Annotated in this window: 11 protein-coding genes, 1 tRNA gene and 1 pseudogene; 7 read left to right on the top strand and 6 right to left on the bottom strand. The window is 52.4% G+C overall.

Features of this window, described 5'->3' with window-relative positions:
- The first annotated feature begins 26 nt into the window (after positions 1 to 26).
- The 5 genes and pseudogenes from NA197_RS17470 (at position 27) to NA197_RS17450 (ending at position 3,173) form a co-directional block, all read left to right on the top strand.
- On the top strand, positions 27 to 887 hold the full coding sequence (locus NA197_RS17470; RefSeq protein ID WP_064043420.1) for a pirin family protein: 861 nt from the start codon (positions 27 to 29) through the stop codon (positions 885 to 887).
- A 19-nt stretch (positions 888 to 906) separates the two neighbouring features.
- Entirely contained in the window at positions 907 to 1,584 is a 678-nt protein-coding gene (locus NA197_RS17465) for a hydrolase (protein WP_000097893.1), read from the top strand.
- Positions 1,585 to 1,732: 148 nt separating this feature from the next.
- Positions 1,733 to 1,820, top strand: a tRNA-Ser gene (locus tag NA197_RS17460).
- Between the two features lie 640 nt (positions 1,821 to 2,460).
- Positions 2,461 to 2,814, top strand: a pseudogene (locus tag NA197_RS17455) (tyrosine-type recombinase/integrase); the annotation flags it as partial.
- A 161-nt stretch (positions 2,815 to 2,975) separates the two neighbouring features.
- On the top strand, positions 2,976 to 3,173 hold the full coding sequence (locus NA197_RS17450; protein ID WP_001117984.1) for a hypothetical protein: 198 nt from the start codon (positions 2,976 to 2,978) through the stop codon (positions 3,171 to 3,173).
- A gap of 210 nt (positions 3,174 to 3,383) precedes the next feature.
- Here the strand turns inward: NA197_RS17450 and clpA are convergent, their stop codons facing one another.
- The 3 genes from clpA to NA197_RS17435 form a co-directional block, all read right to left on the bottom strand.
- Positions 3,384 to 5,660, bottom strand: coding sequence for an ATP-dependent Clp protease ATP-binding subunit ClpA (gene clpA / locus NA197_RS17445; protein ID WP_000934064.1), 2,277 nt, complete (start codon positions 5,658 to 5,660; stop codon positions 3,384 to 3,386).
- Positions 5,661 to 5,690: 30 nt separating this feature from the next.
- Positions 5,691 to 6,011, bottom strand: a complete 321-nt coding sequence (gene clpS, locus NA197_RS17440) for an ATP-dependent Clp protease adapter ClpS (RefSeq protein WP_000520789.1) — start codon at positions 6,009 to 6,011, stop codon at positions 5,691 to 5,693.
- Between the two features lie 95 nt (positions 6,012 to 6,106).
- A complete protein-coding gene (locus NA197_RS17435; RefSeq protein WP_212742690.1) occupies positions 6,107 to 6,184 on the bottom strand; it encodes a hypothetical protein in 78 nt (25 codons plus the stop codon).
- Positions 6,185 to 6,334: 150 nt separating this feature from the next.
- On the opposite strand from NA197_RS17435, the gene cspD reads away from it, so the two are divergent.
- Complete coding sequence (cspD, locus tag NA197_RS17430) at positions 6,335 to 6,556, top strand: cold shock-like protein CspD (RefSeq protein WP_000447499.1); 222 nt, start codon at positions 6,335 to 6,337, stop codon at positions 6,554 to 6,556.
- 129 nt (positions 6,557 to 6,685) lie between these two features.
- Here cspD and macB read toward each other — a convergent pair whose 3' ends face one another.
- Both macB and macA read right to left on the bottom strand, forming a co-directional pair.
- Positions 6,686 to 8,632 carry a macrolide ABC transporter ATP-binding protein/permease MacB gene (gene macB, locus NA197_RS17425; RefSeq protein WP_000125877.1) on the bottom strand — a complete coding sequence of 649 codons (1,947 nt, stop codon included), beginning with the start codon at positions 8,630 to 8,632 and terminating at the stop codon, positions 6,686 to 6,688.
- Positions 8,629 to 9,747 (bottom strand): macrolide transporter subunit MacA, encoded by a 1,119-nt coding sequence (gene macA, locus NA197_RS17420; RefSeq protein ID WP_023227176.1) that lies wholly within the window; start codon positions 9,745 to 9,747, stop codon positions 8,629 to 8,631. The genes macB and macA overlap by 4 nt, the downstream gene beginning before the upstream one ends.
- Positions 9,748 to 9,892: 145 nt before the next feature.
- Between macA and NA197_RS17415 the strand changes: the two genes are divergently transcribed.
- Positions 9,893 to 10,843, top strand: coding sequence for a VirK/YbjX family protein (locus tag NA197_RS17415; protein WP_064043298.1), 951 nt, complete (start codon positions 9,893 to 9,895; stop codon positions 10,841 to 10,843).
- Here NA197_RS17415 and NA197_RS17410 read toward each other — a convergent pair.
- Complete coding sequence (locus tag NA197_RS17410) at positions 10,840 to 12,498, bottom strand: ATP-dependent endonuclease (RefSeq protein ID WP_000599770.1); 1,659 nt, start codon at positions 12,496 to 12,498, stop codon at positions 10,840 to 10,842. The genes NA197_RS17415 and NA197_RS17410 overlap by 4 nt on opposite strands.
- Positions 12,499 to 12,505 lie beyond the last annotated feature (7 nt).

Genomic DNA, 12,505 nt, shown 5'->3' with positions numbered 1-12,505 from the left:
AAGACAACGCCACTGAGGAGAACACCATGAAACAGATTACAGGCGTCTATACCGCACCTCGCCCGCACTGGGTTGGCGATGGATTTCCGGTTCGTTCACTCTTTTCTTATCAGTCACATGCGCAGCAGTTGAGTCCCTTCCTGCTGCTGGATTATGCCGGGCCGCACACCTTTACGCCGGGTAATGAAAAACGCGGCGTTGGAGAGCATCCACACCGCGGTTTCGAGACCGTGACGATTGTTTATAGTGGCGAAGTCGAGCATCGGGACTCTACCGGTCGCGGCGGCGTTATCGGCCCGGGCGACGTTCAGTGGATGACCGCAGGCGCAGGCATTTTGCATGAAGAGTTCCATTCCGACGCGTTTACCCGTCGGGGCGGCGAACTGGAAATGGTGCAGTTGTGGGTTAACCTTCCAATGAAGGACAAAATGACCACCCCGGGTTATCAAAGCATTACCCACGATGTTATCCCGACCGTTACGTTGCCGGATAACGCCGGAGTCGTGCGGGTCATCGCAGGGCGTTATGAAGAGACAAAAGGCCCGGCGCACACTTTCTCGCCGCTCAATGTCTGGGATATGCGCCTGCAACGCAATCGCCAGCTTACATTGGCACAGCCGGAAGGATGGAGCGCCGCGCTGGTGGTACTGAAAGGCAATATCACGGTGAACGGCACGACGCCGGTCAACGAAGCGCAACTGGTGGTATTGAGCCAGCAAGGGAAAACGCTGCACCTTGAGGCCAGCAGCGACGCCAGCGTATTGCTGTTATCAGGCGAGCCGCTGAATGAACCGATTGTGGGTTACGGCCCATTTGTTATGAACACGAAACAAGAGATCGCAGAAGCAGTCCGCGATTTCAACTCCGGCCGTTTTGGCCAAATCTGAAAACATGAAGGAGAACACGATGTCAAGTCCTGCTAATTTTAATGGTTTGCGCCCGGTAATTGATGTTAACGATTCCGTGATGCTTTTAATCGATCATCAAAGCGGTCTTTTCCAGACCGTAGGCGATATGCCAATGCCGGAATTACGCGCTCGCGCCGCGGCGTTGGCGAAGATGGCGACGTTAGCGAAAATGCCGGTCATTACCACGGCATCCGTACCGCAAGGTCCGAACGGCCCGCTGATCCCGGAGATCCACGCTAATGCGCCACATGCGCAGTACATTGCGCGCAAAGGTGAAATTAACGCCTGGGATAACGAAGATTTCGTTAAGGCGGTAAAAGCGACGGGTCGTAAGACGCTGATCATTGCCGGGACGATTACCAGCGTGTGCATGGCATTCCCGGCCATTAGCGCGGTAGCGGAAGGCTATAAGGTATTTGCCGTGATCGACGCATCCGGCACCTACAGTAAGATGGCGCAGGAAATCACTCTGGCGCGTATCGTACAGGCTGGCGTCGTACCGATGGATACTGCCGCAGTCGCCTCTGAGCTGCAAGGCACCTGGAACCGTGAAGACGCAGCCGCGTGGGCCGACGTTTATACTCAGGTATTCCCGGCCTATCAACTGCTGATAGAAAGCTACAGCAAAGCGCAGGATGTGGTGAAAAACAACGAAATGTTGGATTCACAGCGCTAATTTGCCTCCCCGCGCCAGTTTGGGCGGGGATTATGTCTATTGCATGAGCAAACGACAGTGAATATGTAAATTCTGCTTGACCGTTTTAGCGCAACTCCCTATAGTAGCGCCCCGTTGCCCCCCAAGCGGTCAGGCAGCAATACAATATGGTGAGGTGTCCGAGTGGCTGAAGGAGCACGCCTGGAAAGTGTGTATACGGCAACGTATCGGGGGTTCGAATCCCCCCCTCACCGCCATCTTCAAGTTGAGAGCCTGTACAGAAGTACGGGCTTTTTGCTTATATGTATCCCCCAAACCAAGGGGGGATGAGAACCACCGACCGGGGTTCGACAACTGGCGCAGCCAGTTGGACAGACCGGGCGCGCAGCGAACGGGCTGCCCCGAAGGGGCGAGCAAAGCGAGTCAATCCCCCCCTCACCGCCATATTCAAGTTGAGAGCCTGTACAGAAGTACGGGCTTTTTGCTTATATGTATCCCCCAAACCAAGGGGGGATGAGAACCACCGACCGGGGTTCGACACAAAAACGCCGGGAGCGTTTTTGAACAGAGCTTGCTCTGGCCCCGAAGGGGCGAGGCCCAGGGATGGGCTGAGTAGCGGCGCAGCCAGTTGGACAGACCGGGCGCGCAGCGAACGGGCTGCCCGAAGGGCGAGCAAAGCGAGTCAATCCCCCCCTCACCGCCATATTCAAGAAAGAGCTCGTACGAAAGTACTGGCTTTTGTATCTAAACCTATTGTTTTTACTGTGATTTTCCTGATGAAGGTTCGTTTTTTGACCTTTGGTTGCTACACTAAACTTACTATAGATTGTGTAAAACAGCCCCACTCCCCTACCTGAAACGCTTTAGAAAAGTTTGCATAAGTATCTCTCGGTAGTAAAAAAGCACCGAGTTCCTCTGTCTGATGCTGCCGTTGCTTTATTAGAAGGCTTACCGCGTTTGAAAAATAACAATCATGTATTCCCTGCCCCTCGCGCTGAAACACTTTCTGATATGTCGTTATTGGCTGTATTGAAGCGAATGGAATATACCAACTTAACGCAGCATGGCTTCCGTTCTACTTTCCGTGAGTGGGCTGGTGAAACGACCAACTACCCACGTGAGGTTATTGAACATGCGTTGGCGCACCAGTTGGCAGATAAGGCTGAAGCAGCGTATCAGCGTGGGACGTTATGGCCTAAACGGGTGGCGCTGATGGATGATTGGACGGGGTATAGCACTGCCAACAGCTAAGCTACCTGTACGAAAGCATTATCGTTGATAACAACGTAGAAAGTGTGATGCTAATAGCATTCGCTTTCGAAAATGTGATAAGCAATAATTTCATAATTAACTATTTCTTATGCAATTATTATCATGGTTTGCAAATTACATAAACCACTCAAGGAGAGGTTATGCCCGGACTGATAGGCTACTGGAAGCAACTTCCAACCAAAGATGAATATATTAAAAAACACAATATGAGTAAAATATCCTGCTACAGTTGTGGTCACGAGAAATTCAGCGATGTTGGTTTGATACAGGTATGGGATAATCACAGAAGAATTCTTTGTGCTAAGTGTAAGACTACTCTTTTCAGAGAAGAGGATTAGTTTTTTGGCATTGGTAACAGCGGCTTCAGCATCCCTTTTCACACAGCGGGGCGGGCTTTTTTTCGCATTTGACCCGTCGATTACCGGATGATGACGCAATTTACAAGCGCCTTATCCGCCTACCGCGAGCACAACGCCATCAGGCTAACTATTAGCCGGCATAAAAAAACCGGGCGCTAAGGCCCGGTTTGTACGGCAGTGAAACGAAGATTAATGCGCGGCTTCCGGCTTGTGCTTTTGCGCACTCTGGAAGCCATACGTCAACGCATTTTTCTCTTTATCCAGCGCGACGGTGACCTGTCCGCCGTCAACCAGCGATCCAAACAGCAACTCATTGGCCAGCGGTTTTTTCAGGTTATCCTGAATCACACGTGCCATTGGTCGTGCGCCCATTGCCCGGTCATAGCCCTTTTCCGCCAGCCAGTCGCGCGCTTCCTGACTGACTTCCAGGGAGACGCCTTTCTGATCCAACTGAGCCTGCAACTCGACGATAAACTTATCGACAACCTGATGAATCACCTCGCCAGACAGATGATCGAACCAAATAATGTTGTCGAGACGGTTACGGAACTCCGGCGTAAACACTTTCTTGATCTCGCCCATCGCATCGGTACTGTTGTCCTGATGAATAAGACCAATAGATTTACGTTCGGTTTCTCGCACGCCGGCGTTGGTGGTCATCACCAGCACCACATTGCGGAAATCCGCCTTACGGCCGTTGTTATCGGTCAGCGTACCGTTATCCATCACCTGCAGCAGCAGGTTAAAGACATCCGGGTGCGCTTTTTCGATCTCATCCAGCAACAGCACCGCATGAGGATGCTTAATCACCGCATCCGTCAGCAGCCCGCCCTGGTCGAAACCGACGTATCCCGGAGGTGCGCCGATCAAACGGCTCACCGTATGACGCTCCATATATTCAGACATATCGAAGCGCAACAGCTCAATACCCAGCGCTTTTGAAAGCTGTACCGTAACTTCAGTTTTCCCTACGCCAGTTGGCCCGGCGAACAAGAATGAGCCGACAGGTTTATGCTCATGGCCCAGACCGGCACGACTCATCTTAATAGCTTCGGTCAGCGCCTCAATCGCGTTATCCTGGCCGAAGACCAGCATTTTCAGACGATCGCCCAGGTTCTTCAGCGTATCGCGATCGCTCTGCGAGACGCTCTTTTCAGGAATTCGCGCAATTCGCGCCACTACGGACTCAATATCCGCCACGTTGACCGTTTTCTTACGTTTGCTCACCGGCATCAGACGCGCCCGAGCGCCCGCTTCGTCAATCACGTCAATGGCTTTATCCGGCAGATGGCGGTCATTGATATATTTTACCGCCAGCTCGACCGCCGCACGCACCGCTTTCGCGGTATAACGCACGTCGTGGTGCGCTTCGTACTTAGGTTTCAAGCCGTTGATAATTTGCACCGTCTCTTCCACCGAAGGCTCGGTAATATCAATTTTCTGGAAACGGCGTGCTAATGCGCGGTCTTTCTCAAAAATATTGCTGAATTCCTGATAGGTCGTTGAGCCGATCACCCGGATCTTACCGCTGGAAAGCAGCGGTTTAATCAGATTTGCCGCATCCACCTGTCCGCCCGACGCCGCGCCAGCGCCGATAATGGTATGGATTTCATCGATAAACAGGATGCTGTTGGTATCCTGCTCAAGCTGTTTCAGCAACGCCTTAAACCGTTTTTCAAAATCGCCGCGGTATTTGGTGCCCGCCAGCAGCGAACCGATATCCAGCGAGTAAATGGTGCAATCGGCCATCACTTCCGGCACATCGCCCTGCACGATACGCCAGGCCAGCCCTTCGGCAATCGCCGTTTTGCCGACGCCGGATTCCCCTACCAGCAACGGGTTATTTTTACGGCGACGACACAAGACCTGGATCGCGCGTTCCAGTTCTTTTTCACGACCAATCAGCGGATCGATGCCGCCCACGCGAGCAAGTTGGTTAAGATTCGTCGTGAAGTTTTCCATACGTTCCTCCCCGCCAGCTTGTTCGTCGCCAGTTGGCTGATTGCCGAGATCGGAAGATTGGCTCGGTTCGTCTTTTCGCGTCCCGTGAGAAATAAAGTTCACGATATCCAGACGGCTCACTTCATGCTTGCGCAGCAGATAAGCCGCCTGTGATTCCTGTTCGCTAAAGATAGCCACCAGCACATTCGCGCCAGTCACTTCACTACGCCCGGAAGACTGAACGTGGAAGACGGCACGTTGCAGGACACGCTGGAAACTTAACGTCGGCTGCGTATCACGCTCTTCTTCACTGGCAGGCAGTACGGGTGTGGTTTGTTCAATGAAGGCTTCGAGTTCCTGACGGAGCGCCACCAGATCCACGGAGCATGCTTCCAGCGCTTCGCGAGCCGATGGGTTGCTGAGCAGCGCCAGCAACAGATGCTCGACGGTCATAAACTCATGACGGTGCTCGCGCGCTCTGGCGAAAGCCATGTTTAAACTGAGTTCCAGTTCTTGATTGAGCATAGGCACCTCCCCCAATTTTTATACCTGCATTCAGGCTTTTTCCAGCGTACACAGCAACGGATGCTCGTTCTCCCTTGCATACTTGTTCACCATCGCCACTTTGGTTTCCGCCACCTCGGCGGTAAACACGCCGCAGATAGCTTTGCCTTGATAGTGAACTGCAAGCATCAATTGCGTTGCACGTTCTACATCATAAGAAAAGAATTTTTGTAACACGTCAATAACAAACTCCATCGGAGTGTAGTCATCATTGACTAATATCACTTTATACATAGATGGCGGTTTTAGCGCGTCGCGCACGCTATCCTCCACCAACTGGTCAAAATCCAGCCAATCGTTCGTCTTACCCATTGTCAGTCGTCATTATCGGTTACGGTTGTCGGCAGGAAAATCTGCCGCTGACCAGAGTCTATGCACACAATCAATCTACCTCAATTGATAGATAACTAACATCTATCAGTACCATCCGCGACATCTGTCACATTCCCGGCAATAGCGTTAACTGCTTCAAATTTTTGATTCATTTTTACCCGATCCCCCCTGCCTGATGCTTGACGCCTCGCCTGATTTCTCTAAATTGTAATGTCGAGAGTTGGTGAGGTTTTGAACAGCCCCCACTCCGTCACCGGTTCATTCCATCTTACTTATATAAGATTTACGAAGGATGTCGAAGCATGGAAACGGGTACTGTAAAGTGGTTCAACAATGCCAAAGGGTTTGGTTTCATCTGCCCTGAAGGCGGCGGCGAGGATATTTTCGCCCATTATTCCACCATTCAAATGGATGGTTACAGAACGCTTAAAGCCGGACAGTCTGTCCGGTTTGATGTCCACCAGGGGCCAAAAGGCAATCACGCCAGCGTCATCGTGCCCATCGAAGCAGAGGCCGTTGCATAGCTCCTCTGTCTCATTGTGTACATCCAGGAGGCAAAATGCCAGCCCGATCGGCTGGCATTTTTATTTAACGCCAGTGCCTGATAGCGACACTGTTGCATCTTATCAGGCCGACAAATGACGTCAGCGAGATTACTCCCTTGCCAGCGCATCCACCGGGTCCAGTCGCGCCGCGTTTCTCGCCGGTAGCCAGCCAAACAGTATCCCGGTAAATGTCGAACATAAAAACGCGCTCGCCAGCGCAGTCAGTGAAAAACCGATCTCCCAGCCGGGCAGGAAAAGCTGTAGCATAAATGCGATGAACATCGACAAGCTAATCCCCAGCGCTCCACCAACCAGGCAAACCAGCACCGCTTCAATAAGAAACTGCTGTAGCACATCGCTGGCGCGCGCGCCTACCGCCATACGGATGCCGATTTCACGCGTTCGCTCGGTGACGGAAACCAGCATAATATTCATAACGCCGATGCCGCCGACAACCAGCGAAATGACGGCCACCAGCGTCAGAAATAACTGAAGAGTATAGGTGGTTTTTTCAGCCGTTTTCAGGACGCTGTCCATATTCCAGGTGAAGAAGTCTTTTTTACCGTGGCGTAAGGTGAGCAGGCGGGTAAGCTGCTGTTCAGCCTGATCGCTATCAACGCCATCTTTCACACGAACGGTGATCGAGTTAAGCCATGACTGACCCATTATGCGATCTGACATCGTGCTATAGGGCAACCAAACTTGCAACAGATTGCTATTGCCGTACATGGACGGTTTCTCTTCCGCCACGCCAATAACAATAACCGGCATATTACCCGCCAGCACCACTTCCCCTACGACATTCGCTTTATTTGGAAATAGCTGGCGTCGCGTGTTGGCATCCAGCACCACCACCTGCGCGCGATCCTGTTGCTGTACAGCATTGAAGGTGTTCCCCTCCCTAAAGGACATGCCGTAAACGTTAAAATAATCGCCACTGACGCCATTAGCATTTACGGCAATATCAATATTGCCATAGCGAAGACGTAAGCTCTTTGAAACGCTGGGCGTCGCAGAGTTAACCCACGGCTGTTTCTGAATAGCGACCAGATCGTCATATTTCAGCGCCTGTCGATACTGCGGGTTGTCGTCGCCGAAATCTTTGCCTGGATGAATATCAATCGTATTAGTGCCCATAGCGCGGATATCCGCCAGTACCATCTGTTTTGCGGCGTCGCCGACCACCACAATCGACACCACCGACGCAATACCGATAATAATTCCCAGCATGGTCAGTAAAGTACGCATTTTGTTAGCGGCCATCGCTAACCACGCCATTGACAGCGCTTCGCGAAAGCTGCTGGCAAATTGCCGCCAGCCGGGAGCCGTATTAACTACGGCAGCGTCAACGCCCTGTTCGCGTTTCTTTTCCTGCGCGGGCGGATTATGGACAATCTTGCCATCGTGAATTTCAATAATCCGCTCCGCCTGGGCGGCAATCAGCGGATCGTGCGTCACAATGATCACCGTATGTCCGCGATCGCGCAGTTGGCGCAAAATCGCCATCACCTCTTCGCCGGAATGGCTATCCAGCGCGCCGGTCGGCTCATCCGCCAGAATCACCTGTCCGCCGTTCATCAGCGCGCGGGCAATACTGACACGCTGCTGCTGTCCGCCAGAAAGCTGTGAAGGTGGGTAATCGACGCGATCGCTTAATCCCAGCCGCAAAAGCAACTCTCTGGCGCGCGCCTGGCGTTTTTTGCGTTCAATGCCGGCGTAGACGGCGGGGATTTCAACATTTTGCGCTGCCGTTAAATGCGACAACAGATGGTAGCGCTGAAAGATAAAGCCAAAATGCTCACGCCGCAGCTGCGCCAGCGCGTCCGGGTCCAGCGTCGAGACGTCCCGCCCCGCCACCCGATAAGTGCCGCTGGTCGGTTTATCCAGGCACCCGAGGATATTCATCAGCGTTGATTTTCCAGAACCGGAAACGCCGACGATCGCCACCATCTCCCCGGCGTGGATTTGCAGGGAGATATCTTTCAACACCGCCACCTGCTCTTCTCCGGAGGGGTAGCTGCGACTCACATTGCACAGTTCAAGCAATGCCGTCATGGCGTCGCTCCTGGCCTGCTCTCGCCGATGATCACCTCATCGCCCGCTTCCAGACCTTTAACCACTTCCACGTCTGTATCGTTACGCTCGCCAATGATCACTTCGCGCTCACGTTTTTCGCCGTTACGCAACAGCGCCACTTTATAACGATTGCCGCCCACCGGTTCGCCAAGTGCGGCGAGAGGAATAATCAGTACATTTTTGACATCCATGAGTTGAATATAAACCTGTGCGGTCATATCAAGACGCAAGATTCTTTTGGGATTCGGCACTTCAAACCGGGCGTAATAAAAAATAGCGTCGTTGATCTTTTCCGGCGTCGGCAGAATATCTTTTAAAACGCCTTCATAGCGCGTTTGCGGATCGCCTGCAATGGTGAACCATGCTTTCTGCCCCGCCCGAAGATGGATCACGTCCGCTTCCGAGACCTGCGCTTTTACCAGCATGGTGCTCATATCCGCCAGCGTCAGAATATTGGGCGCCTGCTGAGCTGCAATCACCGTTTGTCCTTGCAGGGTAGTGATTTGCGTCACTTCCCCCGCCATGGGGGCAACAATACGGGTATATTCCAGGTTGGTTTTCGCGGTGTCCAACGAGGCCCGATTACGTTTGATCTGGGCATCTATGGTGCCAATACGCGCCTGTTTAACCGCCAACTCCGTCGCCGCAGTATCCAGATCCTGTTGCGATACCGCCTGAGTCTTAGCTAACTGCTGCTGGCGCGCCAGCGTAACCCGCGCCAGCTTTAACTCAGCAGCTGCCTGCTGACGCTCCGCGTTCAGCTCCATCAGGGTGGCCTCGACCTCTTTTATCTGGTTCTCCGCCTGATCTGGGTCAATCACGCCGAGTAGCTGATCTTTTTTAACGTTATCGCCAATGGAGACCAGCAGCGTTTTCAACTGGCCGCTCACCTGCGCGCCGACATCCACTTTACGCAACGCGTCCAGTTTTCCAGTCGCCAGTACACTCTGTTCAAGATCGCCTGGCCGCACGATTAATGTCTGATAAGTTGGCAGCGGCGCATTTATCATTCGCCAGCTAACCATCCCCCCCACTAAAAGAATTAAAATAATGACCAGATAACGCTTTTTAAATTTCTTTCCCTTAGCACGCATAGAAACCCTGACGGCAAAATTTTAACCAGAAAGTAAACCGTATCTAAACAAACCTGACGCAATAAAGATAGCGCCGGCTGTATTGACGATTGGTTAATGTTTCCTGTGGTTCAATCTCGACAATCTTATGTCGCGGATTACGATCATGACACAGCTTACAGATAATACCTGGTACACTTCAGATTACATCTCTCCTTTACAATTATTTATTCGTCTGACGCGCGGGCAATTACAGCCAGGAAAATTCTGGCGTAAAGCCAGCTTTCGTCGCAAGTTTTTAATCCGCTCATTAGTCATGCCGCGTGCAACCAGCCAATTACTGACCAATCTCACCCAATGGCCGGAGTTAAATACGTTACTTGCTCGTCAGCCGCGTTTGCCTATTCGGCTACATCGTCCTTATATGGCTGTAAATATTAAACGCGATTTCGCCTTAGACGCTCTGTGTTTTCATTATCAACAGATGCGCCAACTTTTATCGCGGGAACAACAAGTTAGCTATTTAAGTCAGTATGGCCTGAATCTTGCTAAATTTGAAACTAAAACCGGTGAGTTGTTTCAACTTGATTTAGTTAGTCTGGTCTCACTGGATAAAGAAGGTGAAAGCACTATTGTTGTTCGCGACGCACAGTTACGTATTCTGGCAGAGATCACATTTACCCTGTGTCGCTTTAACCAACAACGCACACTATTTATCGGCGGATTACAGGGCGCGGCAAACGACGTCCCTCACGAAATTATCCAGCAGGCGACCAAAGCCTGCCATGGTCTTTTTCCCAAACGCATCGTGATGGAGGCTCTCTGTCAGTTTGCGCAAGTCTTTCAGGCAGAAAAGATTATAGCCGTGAGTAACGATGCGCACGTTTATCGTAGCTGGCGATACATGGATAAAAAGACGCAAATGCATGCCAACTATGACGCGTTTTGGGAATCGTTAGGCGGTGAAAGAATTAAAGGGAATTACTATACGCTGCCGCTGGCGATCGCCCGAAAAAGCGAAGCGGAGATCGCCAGTAAAAAACGGGCCGAGTATCGCCGCCGCTATGCATTACTCGATAGCGTCGTCGAACAGGTTCCGGCCACATTCAAACGCTAATCCGCCCGGCCCCGCGCCAGCCAAACCACGCGCGAGAACATCTTTCTGAACAGCGGCGGCACGGCGTCAATTCCCCGCCGCCCGGCTTCCATCGCGACTTCAATCGCCAAATCCGGCTTTGACGAGCGGTGGATAGCTTTAGTGATAATTTTCCGGGTATTCATCGGCACATTAGGCGGAAGCTGCGCAACCCGGTGAAAAACATCGGCAAAGCCCTGACGATACATAAAATGTTCCATATCCAGCGCAGGCAGCGCCGTGAGATGTTCGCGTTCTTCTTCCCGATCGTTATTAAGCAGACTGCGGACCGTCGCGGCATATTTTTTCCCCGCTTCGTCGCCATCCACCAGGACATGCCACTCGATTCCCATACGGCGGGCGAACTTCACCAGCGGTTTCAGGCCAGACTGAGCAAACTCAATGACTTTAATGCCCTCCGCATCAAAATGATGTCCACACTGACGCGCCAGCTCATTAATAACCCAGGTTTCCGTCTCGCCTTCCACCAGTAGCCAACAACGCGCAAACAGCGACGATGCGCGATTAAAGCGGATATGAAAGGCGATGCGCCGTCCATCTTCCGCGCTTAACCCGCCCGGGCCCAGACGCCAGGCGGCGACGCGGGAAGATTCGCGCACCAGCCGTACGACATGCTCCACCGGCGTTAGCGAAAGCAGTTCGCCTGAGTTGGTTGTCGCTATCCGCTGTAGCGGTAACAGATTGAGCAATTGCCAGGCGACTGAAAGCATAATGGGATGTAAACGGGTTTCCGGATCTTCCACCAGCAGTAATGGTCGCGCGTCTTTATGTAACCGCAGCGTCCCTTTCGCCTGTAACAGCGTGGAGAAAAGCCCCAGCAGGATCACCCGATGCGACCGGCTGCCCGGTTTGTCGATCATCCGATTAATAATATCCAGATAGCGCCAGCTACGCTGCTCATTTTGCGAACGCCGGCGCATGAGTCGGTGACGCGCCTGTCCTGCGCCCTGCTCTGAGAAATAGTGTTCAAGCAGTTGCACCATCGCGGACAGTCCCTGACGAATCTGCCCGTCGGTTAAATTTTGCGGCCGGGTCGCCAGCTCACGCGCCAGAAAATCCAGTTGCCGGGCCGTGACTTCAACATCCGGCACATTGGGCACCGTGCCGTTGCGAATACGTCGCATAAAGCGCGCATCGCGCAAACGTAGCACTGGCATCAGACGAACCAGGTGGCGCACCTGATCGTTAATATTTTCCACCGGCAATGGCTGCCCATCGCTATTGAGAAAACTGCGCAACGTCATCACGCTGCCATCGGCGCCGCATTCGCCCTCTAGCCGATAAAAAATGCGGTGAAAATCATCCTCGCAAGGCGACCAGCATGCTTCCAGCGCTCTATAACGACGTACCCGATGCCGCCCTGGCTGCGTTTCGCGAAAAGTCAGAATAATATGCAGGTGATGCTCGCGTCCTTTTATGTCGCCAGGCGGAAACCAGAAATCCTCACGGACAAAATGGTAGAGATCGAGTTCCGGCGACAATAACAGAGTCAGCGCATCCAGCAGGCTGGATTTGCCCCAGGCGTTTTCCCCAATCAGCACGTTGTTTTGCTCCAGCATCAACGACAGTCGGTTGATACCGCGAAATCCTACTATTTCAACGCGTTCGAGAATCATGCTTCCT

This window comes from Salmonella sp. NW884 (assembly GCF_051700745.1).
In the GTDB taxonomy this organism is placed as follows: domain Bacteria; phylum Pseudomonadota; class Gammaproteobacteria; order Enterobacterales; family Enterobacteriaceae; genus Salmonella; species Salmonella enterica.
Note: the sequence above shows the minus strand (reverse complement) of the source record. Positions and strands in the feature narration are given on the sequence as shown.